Source organism: Streptomyces sp. NPDC055189 (genome assembly GCF_053606765.1).
In genome coordinates this window covers 1-22,819 of the sequence record NZ_JBSGSG010000042.1, presented here as the reverse complement: position 1 = coordinate 22,819, position 22,819 = coordinate 1, and the positions used below count along the sequence as shown (strand labels likewise).

The following is a 22,819-nucleotide window of genomic DNA, read 5'->3' as shown; positions in this document are numbered from 1 at the left end:
TTCCCGCTGCATCTGATGTGCGGCTCCGCCGCGTGGCACGGGGCTCCGCCCCCTGGACCCCGACAAGATGTCCTCAAACGCCGGACGGGCTGGATTCCCAGCCCGTCATGGGGCTTACCCCTTGGCCAGTTCCCCCGCCGACGGCACCTTGTCCTTGACCTCCGCCCCGGCCCCCTTCCCCGCATCCTTCACCTTGTTGATGACATCGTCGAAGGAGTTCACGACCGAGTCCGTCGAGTCCCCCTTGCGAAGCTTCTTCGGGAGGTCCTTCAGGGAGTCGATCCCCGCCGTCAGCGGTGCCACCGCCTTGGAAAGCGTCGGGTCGCCCTTCGCGTTCTTCGTCGCCGCCTTCAGGCGGTTGTACGCGAGCGTTCCCGCGAGCCCCGCCTTGATCAGGGCGAACTTCCGCCCGTCGGCGCCCTTCTTGAACTTTCCGGCCTTGAAGGGCTTCACGATCCACTGGTACGTCGCTCCGGCGGCGATCCCCGCGTTCGCGACGAACCGTGTCTTCGCGAACTTCTGCTTCTCCGCGGAGCTGGAAGCCGACGGCGTGGACGACGCCGCGTCGGCGGTGTCGTTACCGCTGCACGCGGTCGTACCCGCGAACAGGGTGCCGCACAGCACAGGGGCGACGAGTGACCGGCGTACGGTCGCGGCGGACAGCAACACGGGGACCTCCGGGGAGTGGACAGCTCTCCCGGCAGCGTCACCCCCGGCAGCGGAGCCCGCCACCCGGGCGAGTCCGTACGGGTTTCATCCAAGCGAAAACAGGTACTCGGGTGTCATGTCCACCCGACAAGCACGTGGCAGCACCGCAGCGAGGGTCATCGTCATCGTCGCGGACGTGATGGCCATCATCCTCGGCCTGTGGATCCTCATGTATCTGTTGGACGCGAACCGCGCCAACGACCTCGTCCAATTCATCCACGACGTGGCCCGCTGGCTCGCCGGCTGGTCGCACGACCTGTTCACGTTCGACGAGGCCTGGGCCCGCGTGGTCTGCGGTTACGGCCTCGCGGCGCTGGTCTACGTCTTCATCGGCCACGCCATCGCAGGCCGCCTGCGCCGCTACTGATTCCCCGCAGTCACTGATCTCCTGCAGTCACTGATCCCCCGCAGTCGGCACGCAGCACTCCGGCGCGAGGCCCACCGGCAGGCGTTCTCCCGAGAACACCGCGCAGGTGGCCTCGTCGCCGCCGAGTGCCGCCACCGCGAGCAGCAGGGAACCCGCCGTCCACGTCGTCAGCTCCTCGGGCCAGATCGCCTTGTCGTCGAAGACGTAGCCCGTCCAGTAGAGGCCGGACTCCGGGTCCCGCAGGTGCTGGATCGACTGGAGGATCTCCAGGGCGCGGTCGGACTCGCCCAACACCCAGAGGGATAGGGCCAGTTCGGCGCTCTCGCCGCCCGTCACCCAGTTGTTGGGGATGACGCAGCGCACGCCCAGGTCCGGCACCACGAAGCGGTCCCAGCCCTCCTTCATGCGGGACTTGGCCTCTGCACCCGTCAGGGCACCGCCGAGTACCGGGTAGTACCAGTCCATCGAGTAGCGGTCCTTGTCCAGGAACCGCTCCGGGTGGCTGCGGATGGCGTGGGCGAGGGCGCCCGCCGCGAGCTCCCAGTCCGGCTGCGCCTCCTCGCGCTGCTCGGCGATCGCCAGGGCGCACCGCAGCGCCTGGTAGATCGACGAACTGCCCGTCAGAAGCGCGTCGTTGACCGGCTCACCGTCCTGCTCGCGCTTCCAGCCGATCTGGCCGCCGGGCTGTTGCAGGGTGAGGACGAACTCCACCGCCGCCACCACCGTCGGCCACAGGCGGTCCAGGAACGTGTCGTCGCCCGTCGAGAGGTAGTGGTGCCAGACGCCCACCGCGATGTACGCGCAGAAGTTCGTCTCGCGGCCCCGGTCCGTCACGTCGTGCGGATCCCCGTCGGCGTACGCCGCGTACCAGGAACCGTCCGGGTTCTGGTGCCGCGCGAGCCAGTCGTAGGCGCGGCCCGCCGCCGCGTGCTCGCCCGCCGCGTCCAGGGCCATGGCGGCCTCGGTGTGGTCCCAGGGGTCCAGGTGGTGGCCGCGGAACCACGGGATCGCGCCGTCCTCGCGCTGGACGGCCAGGATCCCGCGCACCGTTCGCATCGCCTGATCCGCCGTCAGGACGCCCGGCAGGACCAGGTGTTCCGTCCGCTCCGGGCTCGTCACGCGTTGGTCTTGACGTCGGTCTTCGCGTCGGACCCGGCGTCGGACGTCACGTCGGCCTTCGGCAGGTGCGGCTTCGTCGCGTACGCCACGAAACTCTTGCCCACGACCGGGTTGAGCAGCTGCTCCGCCACCTTCGTCGCCAGCGGCTTCTTCATGATGTCCCAGACCAGGAGCTTGTGGTACGCCCGCACCGGCAGCGCCTTGTCGTTGTCCACGCCGAACGCGCACTTGAGCCACCAGTACGGCGCGTGCAGGGCGTGCGCGTGGTGCGTGCCGTACGGCTTCAGGCCCGCCTCGCGCATCCTGCCGAGCAGTTCGTCCGCCTTGTAGATACGGATGTGGCCGCCCTCGACCTCGTGGTACGCGTCGCTGAGCGCCCAGCAGATCTTCTCGGGGCCGTAGCGCGGGACGGTTACCGCGATGCGGCCGCCGGGCTTCAGGACACGGACCATCTCCGCGAGCACGCCCTTGTCGTCGGGGATGTGCTCCATCACCTCGGAGATGATCACGACGTCGAACGACGCGTCCGGGAAGGGGAGATTGAGCGCGTCGCCCTCCATCGCGGTGGCGGTCGCGCCCGCCGGCGCCTCGCCCGCCTCCTTCATCGCGGCGAACCACTTGGCGACCTCGCGGATCTCCTCGCCGTTCTGGTCGAGGGCCACCACCTGAGCCCCCCGCCGGTAACACTCGAAGGCGTGCCGGCCCGCGCCGCAGCCCAGGTCAAGTACGCGATCGCCCGCGGCGAGCGGGAAGCGGGTGAAGTCGACGGTCAGCATCAGCGATGGCTCCCGGAGTACGTCGGGGTGGTGGCCGGGGGGCGGCCGGATTGCGGGGCCGCGTTTTTTCCGGCGATCGCCGCGCGGTACAGCTCTGCGGTGCCCTGGGCGGCTCGGGCCCAGGTGAATTTGGCGAGGACCCGCTCGCGTCCGGCCGCGCCCAGGCGCACCCGCAGCTCACGGTCGCCCAGGAGGCGGTTCAGGCCCGCGGCGAGCGCGCCGGGGTCCGCCGGCGGTACGGCCAGGCAGGTCTCGCCGTCCGGGCCCGCGACCTCCGGGATCGCGCCGCCGGTCGTCGCGAGCAGCGGCGTCCCCGTCGCCATCGCCTCGGCCGCCGGGAGCGAGAAGCCCTCGTAGAGCGAAGGCACGCAGGCCACCTCGGCCGAGCGGACCAGGTCCACCAACTCCTCGTCGGTGATGCCCTTGACGAACTCGATGGCGTCCGCGAGGCCGTACTTCTCGATGGCCTGCGCGACGGGGCCGTCCTCGGCGCGCTTGCCGACGACGACGAGGTGCGCGGCGGGGTTCTCGGCGCGGACCTTGGCAAGCGCCTCGACGAGGTACACGAGACCCTTGAGCGGGACGTCCGCGCTGGACGTCGTGACGATCCGGCCGGGCACCTCGGCGACCGCCGGGTCCGGCGAGAAGAGGTCGGTGTCGGCGCCGATGTGCACGACGTCGATGCGGTCGTCGCGTACGCCGAGGTGCTCGATGATCTCCTGGCGTGACGTGCCGGAGACGGTGAGCACGGAGGGCAGCCGGCGGGCGACGCGCTTCTGCATGCGCGTGAAGGCGTACCAGCGGCGCACCGACATGCGGCGGCGCCAGTCGGGCGCGGCGTCGAGGTCGAGGCGGCGGTCCACGGTGATGGGGTGATGGATCGTCGAGACGAGCGGGGCGCCGAGGTCGCCCAACAGGCCGTAGCCGAGCGTCTGGTTGTCGTGCACGACGTCGAACTCGCCCCGCCTGGCGCGCAGATGACGGCGTGCGCGCAGGCTGAACGTCGCGGGCTCGGGGAAGCCGCCGGTCCACATCGTCGCCACTTCGAGCGCGTCGACCCAGTCGCGGTACTCGCCGCGCTTGGGCGTGCGGAACGGGTCGGGCGAGCGGTAGAGGTCGAGGCTCGGCAGCTCGGTGAGCCGGAGTCCTTCGAGGCCCTCGTCGAGGACGGGGTAGGGCTGCGCGCCGATCACTTCGACGCTGTGCCCGAGGCGGGCCAGTTCGCGGGAGAGGTGACGTACATAGACGCCTTGCCCCCCGCAGAACGGGTTCCCTTTGTACGTGAGGAGAGCGATGCGCAACGGTCGGTCACCATCGGAGCCCTGCGGGCCCGTCCGGGGGCCCGCCTCCATGGCCTCAGCGGTCACTCTCGGCCCCCTTCTGCACGCGGTTGTCCGCGAGGTTACGCCGGGACGGTAATCTAGAACAAGTTTCAGACTTGATCGTTGAATGATCGCTGAACGAGGTCTGAATCTACCGGCAGGTAGCCGCGCTGTAAGGCCCGGATCAGGTGATTCGCGCCACGGCTGGTCCCCTGCCATGCTGGCCGACCACCTCACTGGACCGGGACGACGGAACAACGGGACATATGACAGCGGAAGCCAAGGCAGCGGAAGTCGCAGCAGCTGATCCGGCGTCGCCGCCCCTGACCGAACGGCAGGAGGCGCGCCGTCGCCGCATCCTGCACGCCAGCGCCCAGCTAGCGAGCCGGGGCGGGTTCGACGCGGTGCAGATGCGCGAGGTCGCCGAGTCCTCCAGCGTCGCGCTCGGCACGCTGTACCGCTACTTCCCCTCGAAGGTGCATCTGCTGGTCGCCACCATGCAGGACCAGCTCCAGCACATGCACACGACGATCCGCAAGCGCCCGCCCGCCGGCGAGACGCCCGCCGAGCGGTGCGCCGAGACGCTGATGCGGGCCTTCCGCGCCCTGCAGCGCGAGCCGCACCTGGCGGACGCCATGGTCAGGGCGCTGACCTTCGCCGATCGCTCCGTGAGCCCCGAGGTGGACACGGTCTCGCGGCTGACCACGGCGATCATCCTGGACGCGATGGGTCTTGCGGAGGCGCCGACGCCCGAGCAGCTCTCGGCGGTCCGGGTCATCGAGCACACCTGGCACTCCGCGCTGATCACCTGGCTCTCGGGGCGGGCGTCGATCGCGCAGGTGAAGATCGACATCGAGATGGTGTGCCGGCTGATCGACCTGACGTCTCCCGAGTCCGCGTAGCGCGCCGGTCCGCGAGGCAGGTCATAGCGAGTGGCGCGGCGCCCGCAGCCACTCGAACACAACCTCTGAACAGTTGCATGGGGGGCGCACACTCGCCCGGCATTTGCGCCCCTGAGCCTCGTCCGGTCCCGCTTGGCCAGTTCTCCGCGTCCGTATAGGCGGTCGGCGCAGCTATGAATGGTCTACGTGCCGTACGAAGCCATCGGACCAAAAGCGGAGAGCTGGAGGATCGGAACGTGATCCGGGTTCTTCTCGTGCATGACGCCTGTCTACTGCGATCGGCTCTGGCCGAACGCCTCGCCCGTGAGCCGGACCTGGAGGTGTTCCATGCACCGTGGCGCAGAGCCCGTGAACGTATCGGCGCCGCGCGACCCGACGTCTGCGTGGTCGACCCCGACGGCGACTCGGGGTCGCCCACCGAGTTCGGGGAGCAGTCCCATCCGGTGACCGGCGGCCTCGGCAGCCCGCTGCTCGTCCTGGTGTCCGGCAACCGGCCGGGACTGCTGCGCCGCTGCATGGAGGCGGGCGCCCTCGGCTACGTGGACAAGGCCAGCCCGCCGGACCGGCTGCTCGCCGGGATCAGGCAGGTGGCGGCAGGCGGTCGGTTCGTGGACGAGTCACTTGGCTTCGGCTTCCTGAAGGCCTCTCAGATGCCGCTGACTCACCGGGAGTTACTGGTCCTCGCGCTCGCCGCCGGGGGCGCGCCCATCGCCGAGATCGCGAACCGACTGCATCTGACCAACGGGACGGTGCGCAACTACATGGCCGCCATCACCCGCAAGACCGGGGCGCGCAACAGGATCGACGCCATACGGATCTCGCGCGTGGAGGGCTGGGTGTGACGCCGCCCCGTTCGCCGGGCCCCAACTGCCGGACAGTTCACGGTAGAGCGGGGAGCTCTCCAGGAGCTCCTCGTGTCCGCCGCACAGGGTGTGCGTTCCGTCCATCACCAGGATCCGGTCGGCGCGGCGGGCCGAGCTGATGCGGTGGGCGATGACCACGAGGGTGCCGCCGGGCCGCGCCGCGAACGCCCGCTCGGCGCGGGCCTCGGCCGCCGGGTCGAGGTGGCAGGTGGCCTCGTCGAGCAGGGCGAGGGGCGCGTACGAGACATGGGCGCGGGTCAGCGCGACGAGCTGGCGCTCGCCCGCGGAGAGCGCGGCGGGGTCGACGGGGGCGTCGATCCCGCCGAGCCGCTCGATGACCCCGCCCAGCCCGACGGCCTCGGCGGCGGCGAGCAACTCCGCGTCGTCTACGCCGTCCCCCCGCAGATACGCCAGATTCTCCCGCACGGTCCCGCTGAAGACGTAGGCCTCCTGCGGAATCAACACCCGCCGCCCAACGGCCTCCGCCCCCCGCACACCCCGCCCGTCCACCCGCACGACACCACTCCCGGGCTCAAGCACCCCGGCCACGAGCCCGACCAGCGTCGACTTCCCGATCCCACTGGGCCCGACAACCGCGAGGTGCCCGCCGCGCGGGACGGTGAGCGACAGATCCCGTAGGACGGGTTCGGCGACGGGGCCGTAGGCGAAGGTGACGGAGGAAAGCTGGAGGGCGGGGGCGCCCGGGCCCACGGGAGCGCGCCGGTCGCTCTGCACGGGCCGGACACCACGCACGGGCCACCCGCCGTCCGACGCGGTGCCGGGCCCCGAACTGCCGCCGGACCTGGCGGCGGGGACGGCGCCCACTCCGGGAGCCGCCGCCGGGACTTCGGGACCAGACCGCTTTCCCCGCACAGGCTCGGTGTCACCTGCGGGCCACTCGCCGTCCGACGCGGTGCCGGGACCCGCGCGGCCACCCGGCCCGACGCCGAGCAGCGCCGCGTCGCCAACCCCGCCCGCGGCGGGGACGGGGCGCCCGCCGGGAGCCGCCGCCGGGACCCCGGGAGCCGGCCGATCACCCCGCACGGACTCGGTGTCGCCTGCGGGCCCCCCGCCGTCCGACGCCGTGCCGGGATCCTCGTCAGCCCGGTCGGCCTCGGGGGACGGTGGGGTCCAGGTCAGGCGGCGTAGGACTATGGCCAGGCGGGCGCCGCTTGTGCCCAGGCCGTGGATCAGGTTGTTCAGGGCCGGGAGCAGGGCCTGGGTGACGTAGGCGATCGCGCCTACCAGGGCGCCCGGTGTTACCCCGCGGTTCAGGAGCCAGGGGGCCGTGACCAGGAGCAGGACCAGCGGCAGTTGGCCGCCGGTCACCAGGGCCGCCGTGCGCAGGATGCCCCAGCGGGCGAGGGCTCCGGCCGCCGCGTACTCGGCGGCTACGCCCCGGTCGAGATCCCCGGCCGCCTCCTGCTCGGCGCCGGCAGCAGTCACGTCCCGCAACCCCGGCGCCATGGAGCCCAGTTGTGCGGCGATCCCCTCGTCCGCCACCAGGAACCTCTCCTGGCGTCGGGCCAGCGGGCGCAGGCTCGCCGCGAACAGGGCCACACCGGCGAGCAGCGGTGGTGCGACCACCAGGAGGAGGAGCGGGGCCAGCGAGAACAGGCCGATCAGCGCGCCCGCCGCGGTGAAGACGAAGGAGCGGGAGACGAGCACCAGGCCCGCGAACGTGTCCCTGGCGATCTCCACCTGCTGGGTGAGCCGTGAGACCGAGGCGCCGTCCGCGTCCCGCAGCCCCCGGCCGACGACTTGGCGCACCAGGCTGTCCCGCAGCGGCTCGACCAGGTCGGCCACCGCCCGGAACACCCGCCCCGTGCCGTAAGCCGCCACGACCACGCCGAGCCCGGCCCCGCCGAGCCACCCGAGGCCCACCGCCGCACGCCCCGCGAGGAAACCGTCGTCCAGGGCGCGCGCGAGGGCGTATCCGGTGAGGAAGGTCTGCCCGGTCTCCAGGACCGACCAGAGCGCGAGCCGCAGCACCACCGGCCACCTGCGCCACAGGAAGCGGACACCCCGGCGGTAGGGGCCGGGCGGAGCCACGGCGTCGGATGTTTCGTGCCTCACTCGCCGAACACCTCCCGGTACTCCGCCCGTTCCCACAGCTCCGTATGCGTTCCCACCGCCCGGATCCGGCCGCCGTCCAGCCAGGCGACCACGTCCGCGCGGGCCGCCGTCGCCGCGCGGTGGGCGATGATCAGGCGGCTGCGGTGCGGGGTGTGGTGGAGGAGGGCCTCGGCTATGTGGTGTTCCGTCACCGTGTCCAGGCTCGACATCGCATCGTCCAGGATCAGGATCCGGCCGCCGCGCGCGAACGCCCTTGCCAGGCCCAGGCGTTGGGCCTCACCTCCGGAGAGGGGCGCTTCGGCGCAGGGCGTGGCATAACCGTCGGGGAGGCGGGTGATGAACGTGTCGGCGCGGGCGGCGCGGGCCGCCTCGCGGACGCGGCCCGGCGCCGGGCGCGGGGCGCCGAAGCCGATCGTGTCCTCCAGGGTCGCGCCGAGCAGCGCGGGCCGTTCGAAGGCGTAGCCGACCTCGCGGCGCAGCTCCTCGCGGCTGAGCGAACCCAGAGGGACGCCGTCGAGGCGTACGTCGCCTTCGTCGGGGTCGGCCAGCCGGCCCGCGAGGGCCGCGAGCAGTGACTTGCCCGCGCCGGAACGGCCGACCACGGCGAGCGTGCTCCCCGAGGGCACCGTCAGGTCGACACCGTCGAGCACGGTGCGTCCGCCACGGGCCGCCTTGATCCCTCGTAGCTCCAACAACCCCTCCCCCGGAGGGAGTTCCGCGTGGCCGTGCGAGGTCGCGGGTTCCGCGAGCACCTCCCCCAGGCGGCGCGCCGCGGCCCTCGCCCGGACAAGGCCGCCGAGCTGGCCGACGAGCATCCCGATGCCGGTGGCGAGGACCGCGTACCGGGAGGCGGAAAGGAGTTCGCCGACGGTGATGCGGTCCTGGACGACGAGATGGCCGGCGACCGCGATGACCGCGATCTGCAGGAGCGGCGCGACCGCGACGGCCTGCGCCTGGGAGCGGCCCTGGACCCGCCACATGCGGTGTCCCTGCCGGGAGAGTTCGGGCAGCGCCCCGAGCACGCGCTCCGCCTCTTTGTCCTCGGTGTGCGCGGCGGCGATGGTCCTGGACCCGCCGATCGCCTCCCCGAGGCGGCCCGCGATGTCCCCCTGGACCTGCTGGTAGCGCGCCACGCAGTCGGACGAGACCCGCACGAACGCCCGCAGGAGCAGGACCAGGACGGGTGCCCCCGCGACGAACACCACGGCGAGCCAGCCGTCGATCAGGGCGAGGGCCACCACGGCGCCCACGGGCGCCACGAGGGCGGCGAGCAGCGCGGCGAGCGTGGCGGGCGCGACGCCCGCGTGTGCCGCGTTGTCGACGAGGCGGGCCACCAGGTCGCCGGGGGCGAAGCGGGCAGTGGCGCGCGGCCCGACGGCCAGCACATGGCGTCCGACACGGCCCCGCAGCCAGGCGGTGGCGCGGGCGTTGGTGGTTCCGGTGAGGACGCCGTCGAACGCGTCAAGGAGTGCGCTCGCACCGACGAGCGCCGTGCACAGGAGGATCCAGCGGCCGGCGTCGGCGCCGACGTGGCCCGCGGCGTGCCCCGCGAGGACGGCGTCCAGGGCACGGCCGATCGCGAACGGCAGGAGCAGGCTCGCGCCCGCACCCCCGACACTGCAGAGCGCCAGGGCCGCGCAGCGGACGGCGTTGTGACGGGTCACGGCCTTCAGCAGGCCGGCGTCGTCGTCGGGTGGGTCGGGTGGGTGAGGACGGGTGGTCGTGGTCGCCATGCGATCCGGGTCCTCGCAGTCCTCTTGTCCGTGGCGGGGTGGGGGACGGATCCGGGCGGTGCCTCTGGGCAGAGGCGCCGCCCGGTCCCTCACGACGTGCCGGTCAGACGGCACGGACCGGCATCAGAGACAGAGGAGGACACTCGCGTCGCTCCAGCACAGCAGCAGGCTCACGTTGCTGCCGCCGCCACCGTGGCCGCCACCGGTCATCTCGTCGGACTCCATGCTCTGCAGGTCGAGAAGCGCCATGATCTTCCCTCTCATTTGGGGACGTAGTGTCCTTATGGGTGGTGTCACGACCCCGCCGCGTGGCGGGACCGGGTTCGGGGCCGCCCGAGGGGCGGCAGGAAGGGGACGTGTGCTCCGCCGTCCCCCAGGGCGGCGGCGAGCGCGAGAAGGCAGCCCGCCGTTCCGGTGTGCAGGTCCATGGAGAGGCGCAGCATCTGGTTGCCGGGGAAGGCGAGTTGCCCCTCGTACGGCATCGCGAACCAGCCGAGCCCCTCGATCTGCGCGGCACCGTCCCCCGGCGTGATGCCGGGCGCGGTGCTGCGGTTGAGGTGCAGCAGGAAGCCGGCCCGCCCCTGGAAGAGGCCCGGCTGTACGCAGAAGCGTGAGCGCGCGGCGGCCAGAATGCCCGGCCTCGCGGCCTCGAACCCGGCGTCGTCGCGGTGCGCGAGGTAGTCGTCGATGACCATCCCGATGCCGACACTGCCGTCGCCGAGGTACGGCATCGTGCGCCACCCCTCGTCCACGCCGATGCTGCCGTCGGGCCGCGCCACGCACCGGTCGAGGTCCGCGCGCAGGGCCCGTGCCGCCAGGTCGAGGAGCGCGGGGTCGCCGTTCCTCTCGTAGAGCCGCAGGAAGAGGAGTGCCGGGCCGGTCGACCCGTGCAACAGACCGGCCCGTGGCCGCCCCTTCGGCGGGGTCCCGGCCCCGGCGGTGAGCCGTTCGCCGATCAACTCGGCTGCACGAAACGCGTGTTGCGCAAGACCTTCCTCGCCGGCGCTGTGCGCGAGGGCGTCGAGGGCGAGGCCGAGACCGGCGAGACCGCCGTCCAGATCGGAGGGCAGCCGCTGCCAGTTCTCCTGGAGGATGCTCTCCATCAGGTCGAGCGCGCGGGTGCGGTGACCGAGCCGTTCGAGTACGTGGGCGATGCCCGCGAGGCCGTCGTCGAGACCCAGAGGCGTACCCGGCGGGGCGGACTCGGTGTGCTTCAGGAGCCAGCGCTCGCCCTCTTCGTAGCGCTCGGCGCCGCTCTCGGCGAGGGCGAGGAGCACTCCGGCCGCGCCGTGCGCGAGGCCGAGCCCGCCGCCGTCGGCGAACTGCGCGATGTCGCCGGGGAACAGCCGGTCGTCGCGCTCCGGAGTGGCCGAGGCGAGGATGGCCTTGACCATCGAGTCCCGGCTCGCGGGCCAGTCGGCGACGTCGACGAGTGCCGTGGCCGACCCCGCGGTGGTCCTCTTGGCGGCGCCCACCCCGCGGCCGGTCCCGCCCCTGCCGGTCCCGTCCCGCTCGATCTCCGCCACCGCTTCGGCGAGGAACTCCCGCGGCACGTCGGGGAACTCGGCCGCGATCACCGTCGCGAGATGGGCGGCCTTGCCCCGGTCGACGGCGAGCAGCGTGGTGATCGGCAGGAAGAGGGCGAGGCGCAGACAGGCGAGGGCGTAGAGATCGACGTCGACCCCCTCCCGGTCCGCGGGCGCGATGAACCCCGGGTGGGCCACTACCTGCCTGCCGCTCTCCCCCACACGCCCCGCCGCCTCGAAGTCGAGCAAGGAGACGGACTGTTCGTCGGGCGCGACCATGATGTTGAACATGTGGAGGTCGTTGAAGACGACGCCCCGCTCGTGCACGGCCGCGACGGCTTCCTCGACGGCGCGGTGGATCCGCAGCGCCCAGGCCGTGTACGCGGCGATCGCGTCGGCGTCCGGCTCGCTGACAAGGAGCGGATGACGGTCGGCGAAGAAGGAGTTGAGGGGGCGGCCCTCCAGGAAGTCCATGACGAGGAAGCGGTGGCCGCCGAGCTCGAACCAGTCCCGCACTTCGGGCGCGACGCCGAGGCCCGCCAGTTTCCCCAGCGCGTCCCGCTCGCGCTCCAGGCGGGCCACGGCGTCGGCCCCGTCGGATGCCAGGCCCGCGTGCGGCCGGCCCTCTTTCAGGACGACCTTGCGGCCGTCCCGGGTGTCGGTGCCCGCGTAGACCCCGCCGCCGTTGGAGAAGTGCAGCGCCTTCTCCATGCGGTACGGCAGGTCGGTGACCGTCGTGTTGTTGCGCGCCGCCAGCTGCGATTCGAGGAACGGCGGCAGCGTCACCCAGTCGGGGACCCGGAAGGCCGGGTCCCGCGAGTCGGGGACGAGGCGGCCCTGGTCGTCCTCGATCGCGGGGACGAGACCGCCGTGTTCGTCGGCGCACATACGGCGGGTGAAGGCGCCGTACCTGACGTAGAGCGGGCCTTCCTGCCAGCGCAGGTCGGTGAGGATGTAGGGACCCTCGTGCCCTGCGAGCGTCTGCCCCAACTCTTCGAGCAGGGACTTCAGCTGGAGCTCGTCGGCGGGGTAGATCGTGGCGAATTTCCCGCTGCCGTCGCGTCCCGCGTACTTGCTGTTGCGCAGGTGCAGCAGGCGCCGTCCCGCGATGAACTTGAAGGGGACGGAGCGCGGCACACAGTGGTCCGTGACCGCCGCGGCGATCCGGTCGGCGTTCTCCAGGGTGGCGGAGACGTGGATCTTCCAGCCCTGCTGGAGCGCGGGCCTGGCGTGCCCGTCCTCGTCGACGGGGACGAAGGTCAGCCAGTCGCCCTGGCGCGCCGAGCGCCATCCCTGCGGGACCGGGCGCTGTGCCGTCCCGAATTCGGGGGCGCTGCCGCCCACGGACAAGCGGTCCGGAGTCTCGTAGAAGTGCCTGTCGGCCAGACAGTAGACCTCGTACCGCTTGTCCACGGCGTCCCCTCCCCATGTGGTCTGGCAATGAGATTTCCAGGCCGCAAAGGGGGCGGACAGTCACGGATGTCATCGATCAGCCATGCGGAACGCACGGGTAACTTCGTGTTCGCACCTGTTCGATCGAACACGATACGTACAAGATGTATACGAATCGGTACGGGCGGCGTCGCGGACGTAAAGTCCGCCGCCGCTGCCGGGCCGGTCGGCCCTCCGGCAACGAACCGGCCAGTCGTCCAACTCCGGACCGGCCAGCCGCCCGGCTCCGAACCGGTCAGTCCTCCGGCGGGAAGACGACCTCCCCACTGCCGGACAGCGTGATCGTGATCGCCTCGACCGGACATCCCTCGGCCGCTTCGAGCACCTTCTCGTTGGCGTCGGTCTCGGGATCCACGGGGTGCGACTGGCGGGCGGAGTCGAGCGAGAAACCGCCCGGCGCCGTGATCACGCACATCCCGGAGCCGATGCAGACGGAGCGGTCCACCTCGACGTGCCAGCGGTCACCCATCAGGCACCCGCCCCTTCATATCCGGCCGGGAGGTGGATCATCTTGTGCTCGAAGTACTCGCCGTACCCCTCGGGCCCGAACTCCCGCCCGAGACCGGAGTTCTTGTAGCCGCCGAACGGGCCGAGCATGTCGAGGCTGAAGGTGTTCACGGAGTACGTCCCGGTGCGCACCTGCCGCGCGATGTCGATGCCGCGCTCCGTGTCCGCCGTCCAGACGCTGCCGCTGAGCCCGTAGTCGGAGTCGTTGGCGATCTTCACGGCCTCGCTCTCGTCGCCGTACGGGAGAAGGCAGATGACCGGGCCGAAGATCTCCTCGCGGGCCACGCGCATCGAGTTGTCCACGCCGCCCAGGAGCGTCGGCTCGACGTACCAGCCCTCGTCGAGCCCTGCCGGACGCCCGCCACCGGCAAGGATCTTGGCGCCTTCCTCCTGCCCGATGCGGATGTAGTCGAGCGAGCGCTGCTGCTGGCGTTGCGCGACCAGCGGGCCGAGTTCGGTCGCCGGGTCGAGCGGGTCGCCGACCTTGAGCGCTCCGGCCGCTGCGGCGAAGGCCTCGGCGAACTCGTCGTGGCGCGAGTGCGGCACGAGGATGCGGGTCTGGGCCACACACGCCTGGCCGTTGATCATCCAGGCGAAGGGCACGATGCCGGCCACCGCGGACGCCGCGTCCGCGTCCGGCAGGATCACCGCTGCGGACTTGCCGCCGAGCTCCAGGGTCACGCGCGTGAGATTGCGGGCCGCGACCTCCATGACGCGCTTGCCCGCGCCGACGGAGCCCGTGAAGGACACCTTGTCGATGCCGGGGTGCCCGACGAGGTACTCGCTCACCTCGCGGTCCGCCGAGATGATCGAGAGCACGCCTGGCGGAAGACCCGCCTCGGTGGCGATCTCGGCGAGTATGTAGGCGTCGAGCGGCGCCTCGGGGGAGGTCTTGAGGATCACCGGGCAGCCGGCGAGCAGCGCGGGCGCGAGCTTGGCCGCCGCGGTGAACTGCGGGACGTTCCACGGCACTACGGCCGCCACGACACCGACCGGCTCGCGCCGGACGAGGATCTTGCCGAGCGCTCCGTCGCGCTGCTCCTCGTACGTGAAGTTACGGGCGACCGTGAGCGCCGAGTCCCAGACCATCATCGCGGCGAGGGCCTGCACCATGATGCTGGAGGTGTACGGGGTGCCGTTCTCGGAGCTGATGACGCGGGCGATCTCCTCGTGCCGTACGGCGAACGCGTCCTTGATCTTTGTGATGACCTCCATCCGCTCGTCGAGCGTCATCCGGGGCCAGGGCCCCTCGTCGAACGCCTTGCGCGCGGTGGCGACGGCCCGGTCGACGTCGGCGGGCGCGGCGTGCGGCACGCGCGCGAAGACCTGGCCGGTGTGCGGCGAGATCACCTCGATGACGTCCTTGCCGAGGGGGTCCACCAGCTCCCCGCCGATGAAAAGCTGCCCGTGTTCCACGATCTCGGTCATGGCTGACTGCCTCCTGCGGGATTCCGCCTGCGCGGCACGCTTTCTGACACTGTTTCAGAACTGATACCAGTTCTAGTTCCACTAGTCCACGAAGGGCAAGACTCAAGTAGCCTGACGAAACGGTCGACTTGGGCGATCATTGGAACTAGTTCTAGTTACGGCCGAGGGAAGAACGAGAGAAGAAGAGGGCGCCCGATGACGCAGGTGACCGAACCGCAGGTGACCGAGCACGGCGGGGGCGTGTGGAGCATCAAGGTCCCGATCCCCGACAACCCCCTGGGGTTCACCCTCGTCCATCTGCTGGACACCGACGCGGGCCCTGTCCTCATCGACACGGGCTGGGACGACCCGACGTCCTGGGACGCTCTGGCCACCGGCCTCGCCGCCTGCGGCACCTCCGCCGAAGCGGTGCACGGCGTCGTCATCACCCACCACCACCCCGACCACCACGGCCTGTCGGCCAAGGTCCGCGAGGCTTCGGGTGCGTGGATCGCGATGCACGAGGCGGACGCGTCGGTCGTACGCCGCACGCGGACCGGGCCGCCCGCGCGCTGGTTCGACTACATGATGGAGAAGCTGACGGCCGCGGGCGCCCCCGCCGAGCATCTCGCTCCGCTCATCGCCGCCCGTGACGCGGGCCGCACGCCCCGGCTGCCGGGACTGGCCGCCGCGCTCCCCGACCGCGACATCACGCCGGGCGAACTGCTCGAACTGCCGGGGCGCAGGCTCCGCGCGATCTGGACCCCCGGCCACACGCCGGGCCACGTCTGCCTGCACCTGGAGGAGGAGCACCCGGCACGCCTTGCCGGGCACGGCCGCCTGTTCTCCGGCGACCATCTGCTCCCCGGCATCACCCCGCACATCGGCCTGTACGAGGACCCCGACGACGACACCGTCACCGACCCGCTCGGCGACTACATCGACTCCCTTGAGCGCATCGGCCGCCTTGGCCCCGCCGAGGTGCTGCCCGCCCACCAGTACGCGTTCACGGACGCCCCGGCCCGCGTCCGGGAGATCCTGGCCCACCACGAGGAGCGCCTCACCGACCTGCTCGCCCTCCTCGCCGAGCCCCTCACCCCCTGGCAGCTCGCCACGCAGATGGAGTGGAACCGCCCCTGGGACCAGATCCGCTACGGCTCGCGGAACATCGCCGTCTCCGAGGCCGAGGCACATGTGCGGCGCCTGGTGAAGCTGGGGCGCGCGGAGGCGGTGGGCAGCGATCCTGTCCGCTACCGGGCTGTGTGACCTCCGTGGCGGGGCGATGCGACCTCCGGCCGGGGGCGGGCAGCCAGGGCCGCTCCCCTACGGGCCGGTAGAGTGGGCCCGTCGTCATCATGCCCGTACGGGGGGAAGCCGGTGCGAATCCGGCGCTGACCCGCAGCCGTATACCGCATCCGCGCGGTGAGCCGGAATGCCTGGTACGGAGCATGACCGGCTCGCGTCATCGGAACCGCCGATGACCGGCACCGTCGAGGTATACGGAGCCGGAGCCGCCCGGTGCCCGTGCCCAGCTACGCGCCCGTGCTGCCCCGCTCCCCGCAGGGAGAGGCACCCGCCGCATCATGAACGTTCGCCGCAGCGCAGCGGTCCTGGCCGCCGTCGCCGTGTTCGGTTCGGTCGCCGCCCCGGCCGCCTTCGCGGACACCGCGTCCCCGTCGCCCTCCGCCGCGCTCCCCTCCGGCCTGTACGGCGACTCCGACCCCAAATTCGACGGGGTGTTCCGGCAGTCGTACGCCCTGCTCGCCCAGGACTCGGCCGGTGTGAAGCCCGCCGCCAAGGCCGTCGACTGGCTCACGGGGCAGCAGTGCGCGAGCGGCGGTTTCGCCGCGTACCGGGCCGACGCGGGCGAGCCGTGCGACTCCAAGACCATGGTCGACAGCAACTCGACCGCCGCCGCCGTGCAGGCGCTCACCGCGCTCGGCGGTGAGAAGGAGACGGTCAAGAAGAGCGTCGACTGGCTGAAGTCGGTGCAGAACAGCGACGGCGGCTGGGGCTACAGCCCCGGCATGGACTCCGACGCCAACTCCACCGGCATCGTCATCGGCGCCCTCGCCGGGGCCGGTCTGAAGCCGCAGTCGGTGAAGTCGCAGGACGGCAAGTCCGCGTACGACGCGCTGCCCGCCCTCTCCATGAGCTGCGACAAGGACGGCGGCGCCTTCGGCCTCGCGGACGCCAAGACCGGCAAGCTCTCGCCGAACGCGGACGCCACGGCGGCAGGCGTCCTCGGCGGCCACGGCAAGGGCCTGGTCGTGGACGAGGCGAAGAAGCAGGCCGCTGCCCCGAAGTGCGCGAAGGCCGACACCGCCGAGCAGGCAGCGTCGAACGGCACCGGCTACCTCCTGAAGACCCTCGCCAAGGGCGACGATCACCTGATGTCCTCGCTGCCCGGCGCCAAGAACATGCCCGACCTCGGCAACACCGCCGACTCGGTGCTCGCGCTCGCCGCGGCCGGTCAGCAGGAGCAGGCCAAGAAGTCGGCCGAGTGGCTGGCGAAGAACTCGGCGGACTGGGCGAAGACGTCCGGCCCCGCCGCCTACTCCCAGCTGATCTTCGCCGCCCACGCGGCGGGCATGGACCCGCGCGACTTCGGCGGCGCGGACCTGGTCAAGCAGCTGAACGCGACGGGCCCCGCCCCGCAGGCCACCGAGAAGGCCGCCGACGAGAAGAAGGACAGCGACGACGGCAGCGGCGTGAGCATCTGGTGGATCATCGGCGTCGGCATGGTCGCCGGTATCGGCATCGGCTTCCTGTACAGCGGCAACAAGAAGAAGCAGCAGCTGTGACGCGGGGTCGCGCGCGGTGGGGGCGCCTGCTCGCGGGGGCGTTCGTCGCCGCCCTGCTCGGTGTCCTCGCCGCCGCCCCCGCCCAGGCCGCCGGCTACCGCTACTGGTCCTTCTGGGACCGGGACGGCTCCGCGTGGGTGTACGCGAGCCAGGGGCCGAGCACCGCGCGCCCCGACGACGGTGCCGTGCAGGGTTTCCGGTTCTCCGTGTCCGAGGACTCCAAGGACGCCGCGAAGCCGCGCGGCGCCGCCGCGGACTTCGACACGATCTGCGCCAAGACTCCCGCCGAGGACGACCGCAAGCGGATCGCCCTGGTCATCGACTTCGGTACGCCGGGTGACGCTCCCGAAGGCGAGAGGCCGCCGAAGTCCCGTACCGCCTGCGCGCTGATCGCGGACGACGCGACGAGCGCGGACGCCCTCGCCGCGGTCGCGAAGCCGCTGCGCTACGACAGCAACGCGCTCCTGTGCGCCATCGCCGACTACCCGAAGTCGGGCTGCGGGGAGCAGGTCGCGGGCGACGGCGAGTCCGGGAAGAAGTCCACCGCGAGCGAGGCCGGAGACAAGGAGAGCGGCTCCGGCGGTCCCTCCGTCGGCCTGATCGCAGGCGTGGCCGCCATCGCCCTGCTCGGCGGGGCCGCCCTCTGGCAGGCACGCCGCCGACGCGGCTGAACCGCACCATGAACGATCACCCGAGCACCGCTCCCGGTGCGCTGCGGCGGCGGCTGGCCCCCGAGGCGCACCGGAGCAACGCCCTGCACCCGGGCGCCTGGTGGGTGTGGGCGCTGGGGCTCGGTGTCGCGGCGTCCCGCACCACCAATCCCCTGCTGCTCGGCCTCCTGATCGGCGTCGCGGGCTATGTCGTCGCGGCCCGCAAGACGTCCGCGCCATGGGCACGGTCGTACGGCGCCTTCGTGAAGCTGGGCCTCGTCGTGATCGCGATCCGGCTCGTCTTCGCCGTCGTCCTCGGCTCCCCCATCCCCGGTTCGCACGTCATCGTGACGCTGCCCGAAGTGCCGCTGCCCGACTGGGCGAAGGGCGTGCGGATCGGCGGCCGGGTCACGGCCGAGGGGCTGCTCTTCGCGCTCTACGACGGGGTGCGCCTCGCGGGGCTCCTCATCTGCGTCGGCGCGGCCAACGCCCTCGCGAGCCCGGCCCGGCTGCTCAAGTCGCTGCCGGGCGCGCTGTACGAGGTGGGGGTCGCCATCGTCGTGGCGATGACGTTCGCGCCGAACCTGATCATGGATGTGCAGCGCCTGCGTGCCGCGCGGCGCCTTCGCGGGCGTGCGGACAAGGGCATCCGGGGGCTGCTCCAGGTCGGACTCCCGGTCCTTGAGGGCGCCCTCGAACGGTCGGTCGCCCTTGCCGCGGCGATGGACGCGCGCGGTTTCGGCCGCAGCGCGCCGGTCCCCGCACGGGTGCGCAGGACCACGGCGGTACTGACGCTCGGCGGTCTGATGGGCGTCTGCGCGGGAACATACGGCCTGCTCACCGCCGGCGGTACGGGCTACGGTCTGCCGGTCCTGGCCGCCGGTCTGCTCGCCGCCCTCGCGGGACTGCGCCTGGGCGGGCGGCGCTCCGTGCGCACCCGCTACCGGCCCGACCCCTGGGGCGTGCGCGCCTGGCTCGTCGCCGGGTCGGGCATCGCGGTGGCGGGCCTGATGATCTGGGCCGCCTCGTACGACGCTGCCGCCCTGCACCCGGGAGTCGTCCCCCTGACGGCGCCGACGCTGCCGCTGTGGCCCGCGGCAGCCGTGCTCATCGGCCTGCTGCCCGCCTTCGTGGCGCCGGTGCCCGCCGATTCCACCGCCCCTGTTTCCGCCCCCGCTCGCTCCGAGGAGCCCTCATGATCCGCTTCGAGGATGTCTCCGTGACGTACGAAGGGGTCGCCGGGCCCACCGTGCGCGGGGTCGATCTCGCCGTGCCCGAGGGCGAGCTCGTGCTCCTCGTCGGGCCTTCCGGGGTCGGCAAATCGACGCTGCTCGGCACGGTGAGCGGGCTCGTGCCGCACTTCACCGGGGGCACGCTGCGGGGCCGGGTGACCGTGGCGGGGCGCGACACCCGTACCCACAAGCCGCGTGAACTGGCCGATGTGGTCGGCACGGTGGGCCAGGACCCGCTCTCGCACTTCGTGACGGACACGGTCGAGGACGAGCTCGCGTACGGCATGGAGTCGCTCGGCCTCTCCCCCGACGTGATGCGGCGCCGGGTCGAGGAGACGCTCGACCTGCTCGGCCTCGCCGACCTGCGCGACCGTCCCATCGCCACGCTCTCCGGCGGCCAGCAGCAGCGCGTCGCGATCGGCTCGGTGCTCACGCCGCACCCCCGGGTGCTCGTCCTTGACGAACCGACGTCGGCCCTGGACCCGGCCGCCGCCGAGGAGGTACTCGCCGTACTGCAGCGCCTCGTCCACGACCTGGGCACGACGGTCCTGATGGCCGAGCACCGCCTGGAGCGGGTCGTGCAGTACGCGGACCAGGTGCTGCTGCTCGCGGCCCCCGGCGAGCCGCCCGTACTCGGCGATCCCGCCTCGCTGATGGCGATCTCGCCGGTCTACCCGCCGGTGGTGGGCCTGGGCCGCATCGCGGGCTGGTCGCCGCTGCCGCTGACGGTGCGCGACGCGCGGCGCAGGGCGGGGGCGCTGCGGGAGCGGCTGACCGGCCTGGCCCCCGCCGGAACCGAGCCTGACGAGGCACCCCCGGCGCCCCGCCGGTCCGTCCTGCGCAGGCGTACGAAGACTCAGGCGCCGGAAGCAGCCGCTGCGAGCGTGACCGGCCTGGCCGTCCGCCGGGGCCGTGTGGAGGCCCTGCGCCGCGTCGACCTCACCGTCAGCGCGGGCGAGACCGTGGCCCTGATGGGCCGCAACGGCGCCGGGAAGTCCACGCTCCTCTCCACCCTGGTGGGCCTGCTCGAACCGGCGGCGGGCTCGGTCCGCGTCGGCGGCAAGGTCCCGCACCGCACGGGCCCGCGCGAGCTGATCCGCCACGTGGGCCTGGTCCCCCAGGAGCCGCGGGACCTCCTCTACGCGGACACGGTGGCCGCCGAGTGCGCGGCGGCCGACCACGACGCGGCGGCGGAGCCCGGCACCTGCCGCGCGCTGGTGTCGGAGCTGCTCCCCGGCATCACGGACGACACCCACCCCCGCGACCTCTCGGAGGGCCAGCGCCTCACCCTGGCCCTGGCGGTCGTTCTGACGGCCCGCCCTCCCCTGCTCCTCCTCGACGAGCCGACCCGTGGCCTCGACTACGCGGCCAAGGCGCGCCTGGTCACGCTCCTGCGCGGACTGGCCGCCGACGGCCACGCGATCGTCCTGGCGACGCACGACGTGGAACTGGCGGCGGAACTGGCCCACCGGGTGGCGATCCTCGCCGACGGCGAGATCGTCGCGGACGGCCCGACCCCCGAGATCGTGGTCTCGTCCCCGTCCTTCGCCCCGCAGACCACCAAGATCCTCGCCCCGCAGAAGTGGCTGACGGTCACGGAGGTACGGGAGGCATTGCGCACGGAGGGCGATACCCCGTGAGCTCCGCTCCCGCCGCGGGCAAGTCCGCCGGCCGCCAGGCCCGCCCCATCCGCCTGGGCCCGCGCTCCGTCGGCGCCCTCGCGCTCGTCAGCGCGGTCGGCGTCGTGGCCTTCGGGTGGCCGCTCATCGCGAGCGGGGAATCGGGGCTGAGCGCGCATGCCGGGGACGCGCCATGGCTGTTCGCGGCGCTGCTGCCGCTCCTGCTCGCCGTCGTCGTGGCGACCATCGCCGATGTCGGGCTCGACGCGAAGGCCATCGCGATGCTCGGGGTGCTCGCCGCCGCCGGTGCCGCGCTGCGGCCGCTGGGCGCGGGGACGGCCGGGATCGAGCCGATGTTCTTCCTCATGGTGCTCAGCGGGCGGGTGCTCGGACCCGGCTTCGGGTTCGTGCTCGGCGCGGTGTCCATGTTCGCCTCCGCGCTGCTCACCGGGGGTGTCGGGCCGTGGATGCCGTTCCAGATGCTGTCCATGGGGTGGGTCTGCATGGGCGCGGGGCTGCTGCCGGGCGCCGACAGTATCCGCGGGCGGCGCGAGCTGTGGCTCCTTGCCGCCTACGGGGCGGTCTCGTCCGTCCTCTACGGCACCGTCATGAATCTGCAGGGCTGGCCCTACATCGGCGGCCTCGCCACCGGCGTCTCGTTCGTGCCCGGCGATCCCGTCGGCGACAACCTCGGCCGCTTCATCGCGTACTGCCTTGCGACCTCGCTCGGCTGGGACCTGCCCCGCGCCGTCGTGACCGTCCTGCTGAGCCTCGCGCTTGGCCCCGCCGTACTGAAGGCGCTGCGCCGGGCCACGCGCCGGGCCGCCTTCGAGGCGCAGATCACTTTCGAGGGGCCCAAGGCGTAGGCGGCCACTGGCTCTCCGTTACATGGAGCGCCGTTCGGGGTGAGGCGGCCCACAGGACCAAGGTCCTCTACGAAGGAGGGCCGTAGCTCACCCGTCTTGTCGCGCACGCGTCAAAACCGCCTCTGACCTGCGGATTGAGAGCCACGTCACACGAAGGACCTTTCGCCCGGATGCGACATCCACTAGTAAAAAGGGGCATTGCGGAGGCGCAACAGCCCTGCTTCTCTGGATCGAGTCGCACAGCGCCGCAGGTTCGAACAGCGGCGCGGGAGCAGCCCCCCGAGCCACACCCCCGTGGCCCACGGCATGCCCGCGACACCATGTTCCCCACGGAAGGTCACGCTTTGTCCGCCACGCTCATCCGCCGCATCGCCACCCCGAAGAAGGCCCTCGCCGGTGCCGCCGTGGCCGTCGCCACGACCGGCATGGTGTTCAGCGCGGGCGCGGCCCAGGCCGCCGCCCCGTCCGAGGCGAAGGCCGCGGCTCCGGCCGCCGCTCCCGCCGCGGCGCCTTCGTCGGCGAAGGCCATCGCGAAGAAGATGATCAAGGACCCCGCGCAGTACAAGGCGTTCAGCAAGATCGTGGAGCACGAGAGCGGCTGGAACGCCACGGCCACGAACTCCTCCTCCGGCGCCTACGGCCTGGTCCAGGCGCTGCCCGCCTCGAAGATGGCCTCGGCGGGCTCGGACTGGAAGACCAACCCCGAGACCCAGATCAAGTGGGGCCTCGACTACATGAACGACCGCTACGGCAGCCCGGTCGGCGCGTGGAATCACTGGCAGGCCAACGGCTCCTACTGAGCCGCAGCTGGCCTGGGGCCCGGCGCACCGGAAATCACCGGCTCCGCCGAGTTCGTCCTCAAACGCCGGACGGGCTGGATATCCCAGCCC

Annotated in this window: 19 protein-coding genes, 1 pseudogene and 1 riboswitch; of the genes and pseudogenes, 10 read left to right on the top strand and 10 right to left on the bottom strand. The window is 72.2% G+C overall.

Annotation, left to right across the window (positions count from 1 at the left end):
• Positions 1-114 precede the first annotated feature (114 nt).
• Positions 115-666, bottom strand: a complete 552-nt coding sequence (locus tag ACWFR3_RS26610) for a hypothetical protein (protein WP_453737189.1) — start codon at positions 664-666, stop codon at positions 115-117.
• 118 nt (positions 667-784) lie between these two features.
• On the opposite strand from ACWFR3_RS26610, the gene ACWFR3_RS26605 reads away from it, so the two are divergent.
• Entirely contained in the window at positions 785-1,075 is a 291-nt protein-coding gene (locus ACWFR3_RS26605) for a hypothetical protein (protein ID WP_451203177.1), read from the top strand.
• Between the two features lie 27 nt (positions 1,076-1,102).
• Here the strand turns inward: ACWFR3_RS26605 and ACWFR3_RS26600 are convergent, their stop codons facing one another.
• From ACWFR3_RS26600 to ACWFR3_RS26590, 3 genes are read right to left on the bottom strand one after another with little or no spacing between them, the layout of a single operon-like run.
• Positions 1,103-2,194: a prenyltransferase gene (locus ACWFR3_RS26600; protein ID WP_453737146.1), complete on the bottom strand. Its 1,092-nt coding sequence runs from the start codon at positions 2,192-2,194 to the stop codon at positions 1,103-1,105.
• Positions 2,191-2,970: a methyltransferase domain-containing protein gene (locus ACWFR3_RS26595; protein ID WP_453737145.1), complete on the bottom strand. Its 780-nt coding sequence runs from the start codon at positions 2,968-2,970 to the stop codon at positions 2,191-2,193. The genes ACWFR3_RS26600 and ACWFR3_RS26595 overlap by 4 nt, the downstream gene beginning before the upstream one ends.
• Positions 2,970-4,337 (bottom strand): glycosyltransferase family 4 protein, encoded by a 1,368-nt coding sequence (locus ACWFR3_RS26590; protein WP_453737144.1) that lies wholly within the window; start codon positions 4,335-4,337, stop codon positions 2,970-2,972. Before ACWFR3_RS26590 ends, ACWFR3_RS26595 begins: the two co-directional genes overlap by 1 nt.
• Before the next feature lie 221 nt (positions 4,338-4,558).
• On the opposite strand from ACWFR3_RS26590, the gene ACWFR3_RS26585 reads away from it, so the two are divergent.
• Both ACWFR3_RS26585 and ACWFR3_RS26580 read left to right on the top strand, forming a co-directional pair.
• Entirely contained in the window at positions 4,559-5,194 is a 636-nt protein-coding gene (locus tag ACWFR3_RS26585) for a TetR family transcriptional regulator (RefSeq protein ID WP_453737143.1), read from the top strand.
• 236 nt (positions 5,195-5,430) lie between these two features.
• Positions 5,431-6,036 carry a LuxR C-terminal-related transcriptional regulator gene (locus ACWFR3_RS26580; protein ID WP_453737142.1) on the top strand — a complete coding sequence of 202 codons (606 nt, stop codon included), beginning with the start codon at positions 5,431-5,433 and terminating at the stop codon, positions 6,034-6,036.
• 288 nt (positions 6,037-6,324) lie between these two features.
• Here ACWFR3_RS26580 and ACWFR3_RS26575 read toward each other — a convergent pair.
• The 6 genes and pseudogenes from ACWFR3_RS26575 to ACWFR3_RS26550 all read right to left on the bottom strand — a co-directional run.
• Positions 6,325-7,524: pseudogene (locus ACWFR3_RS26575) on the bottom strand (ATP-binding cassette domain-containing protein); the annotation flags it as partial.
• 605 nt (positions 7,525-8,129) lie between these two features.
• Positions 8,130-9,866: an ABC transporter ATP-binding protein gene (locus tag ACWFR3_RS26570; RefSeq protein WP_453737141.1), complete on the bottom strand. Its 1,737-nt coding sequence runs from the start codon at positions 9,864-9,866 to the stop codon at positions 8,130-8,132.
• Between the two features lie 123 nt (positions 9,867-9,989).
• On the bottom strand, positions 9,990-10,115 hold the full coding sequence (locus tag ACWFR3_RS26565) for a SapB/AmfS family lanthipeptide (RefSeq protein ID WP_383271570.1): 126 nt from the start codon (positions 10,113-10,115) through the stop codon (positions 9,990-9,992).
• Positions 10,116-10,159: 44 nt separating this feature from the next.
• Entirely contained in the window at positions 10,160-12,805 is a 2,646-nt protein-coding gene (gene lanKC, locus ACWFR3_RS26560) for a class III lanthionine synthetase LanKC (protein WP_453737140.1), read from the bottom strand.
• 274 nt (positions 12,806-13,079) lie between these two features.
• A complete protein-coding gene (locus tag ACWFR3_RS26555) occupies positions 13,080-13,313 on the bottom strand; it encodes a ferredoxin (protein WP_453737139.1) in 234 nt (77 codons plus the stop codon).
• Complete coding sequence (locus tag ACWFR3_RS26550; protein ID WP_453737138.1) at positions 13,313-14,779, bottom strand: aldehyde dehydrogenase; 1,467 nt, start codon at positions 14,777-14,779, stop codon at positions 13,313-13,315. Before ACWFR3_RS26550 ends, ACWFR3_RS26555 begins: the two co-directional genes overlap by 1 nt.
• A 195-nt stretch (positions 14,780-14,974) precedes the next feature.
• On the opposite strand from ACWFR3_RS26550, the gene ACWFR3_RS26545 reads away from it, so the two are divergent.
• The 7 genes from ACWFR3_RS26545 (at position 14,975) to ACWFR3_RS26515 (ending at position 22,729) form a co-directional block, all read left to right on the top strand.
• Positions 14,975-16,024, top strand: a complete 1,050-nt coding sequence (locus ACWFR3_RS26545; protein ID WP_453737137.1) for an MBL fold metallo-hydrolase — start codon at positions 14,975-14,977, stop codon at positions 16,022-16,024.
• A gap of 102 nt (positions 16,025-16,126) precedes the next feature.
• Positions 16,127-16,195, top strand: a riboswitch (cobalamin riboswitch).
• 146 nt (positions 16,196-16,341) lie between these two features.
• Complete coding sequence (locus ACWFR3_RS26540) at positions 16,342-17,562, top strand: prenyltransferase/squalene oxidase repeat-containing protein (RefSeq protein ID WP_453737136.1); 1,221 nt, start codon at positions 16,342-16,344, stop codon at positions 17,560-17,562.
• Positions 17,559-18,233: an SCO2322 family protein gene (locus ACWFR3_RS26535; RefSeq protein ID WP_453737135.1), complete on the top strand. Its 675-nt coding sequence runs from the start codon at positions 17,559-17,561 to the stop codon at positions 18,231-18,233. Before ACWFR3_RS26540 ends, ACWFR3_RS26535 begins: the two co-directional genes overlap by 4 nt.
• 8 nt (positions 18,234-18,241) lie before the next feature.
• The gene (locus ACWFR3_RS26530; RefSeq protein ID WP_453737134.1) at positions 18,242-19,411 is read left to right on the top strand and encodes an energy-coupling factor transporter transmembrane component T; all 1,170 of its coding nucleotides are present in this window, start codon (positions 18,242-18,244) and stop codon (positions 19,409-19,411) included.
• Positions 19,408-21,084, top strand: a complete 1,677-nt coding sequence (locus ACWFR3_RS26525) for an ABC transporter ATP-binding protein (protein ID WP_453737133.1) — start codon at positions 19,408-19,410, stop codon at positions 21,082-21,084. The genes ACWFR3_RS26530 and ACWFR3_RS26525 overlap by 4 nt, the downstream gene beginning before the upstream one ends.
• Positions 21,081-21,929 carry an ECF transporter S component gene (locus ACWFR3_RS26520; protein ID WP_453737132.1) on the top strand — a complete coding sequence of 283 codons (849 nt, stop codon included), beginning with the start codon at positions 21,081-21,083 and terminating at the stop codon, positions 21,927-21,929. Before ACWFR3_RS26525 ends, ACWFR3_RS26520 begins: the two co-directional genes overlap by 4 nt.
• A gap of 344 nt (positions 21,930-22,273) precedes the next feature.
• Positions 22,274-22,729, top strand: a complete 456-nt coding sequence (locus ACWFR3_RS26515) for an aggregation-promoting factor C-terminal-like domain-containing protein (protein WP_453737131.1) — start codon at positions 22,274-22,276, stop codon at positions 22,727-22,729.
• The last annotated feature ends 90 nt before the right edge of the window (positions 22,730-22,819 follow it).

Bases quoted from the DNA above. Each gene is read 5' to 3' on its own strand.
- ACWFR3_RS26570 (WP_453737141.1), bottom strand. From the start codon at position 9,866: ATGGCGACCACGACCACCCGTCCTCACCCACCCGACCCACCCGACGAC.
- ACWFR3_RS26545 (WP_453737137.1), top strand. From the start codon at position 14,975: ATGACGCAGGTGACCGAACCGCAGGTGACCGAGCACGGCGGGGGCGTG.
- ACWFR3_RS26605 (WP_451203177.1), top strand. From the start codon at position 785: ATGTCCACCCGACAAGCACGTGGCAGCACCGCAGCGAGGGTCATCGTC.
- ACWFR3_RS26595 (WP_453737145.1), bottom strand. From the start codon at position 2,970: ATGCTGACCGTCGACTTCACCCGCTTCCCGCTCGCCGCGGGCGATCGC.
- ACWFR3_RS26585 (WP_453737143.1), top strand. From the start codon at position 4,559: ATGACAGCGGAAGCCAAGGCAGCGGAAGTCGCAGCAGCTGATCCGGCG.
- ACWFR3_RS26565 (WP_383271570.1), bottom strand. From the start codon at position 10,115: ATGGCGCTTCTCGACCTGCAGAGCATGGAGTCCGACGAGATGACCGGT.
- ACWFR3_RS26530 (WP_453737134.1), top strand. From the start codon at position 18,242: ATGAACGATCACCCGAGCACCGCTCCCGGTGCGCTGCGGCGGCGGCTG.
- ACWFR3_RS26525 (WP_453737133.1), top strand. From the start codon at position 19,408: ATGATCCGCTTCGAGGATGTCTCCGTGACGTACGAAGGGGTCGCCGGG.
- ACWFR3_RS26550 (WP_453737138.1), bottom strand. From the start codon at position 14,779: ATGACCGAGATCGTGGAACACGGGCAGCTTTTCATCGGCGGGGAGCTG.
- ACWFR3_RS26540 (WP_453737136.1), top strand. From the start codon at position 16,342: ATGAACGTTCGCCGCAGCGCAGCGGTCCTGGCCGCCGTCGCCGTGTTC.
- ACWFR3_RS26555 (WP_453737139.1), bottom strand. From the start codon at position 13,313: ATGGGTGACCGCTGGCACGTCGAGGTGGACCGCTCCGTCTGCATCGGC.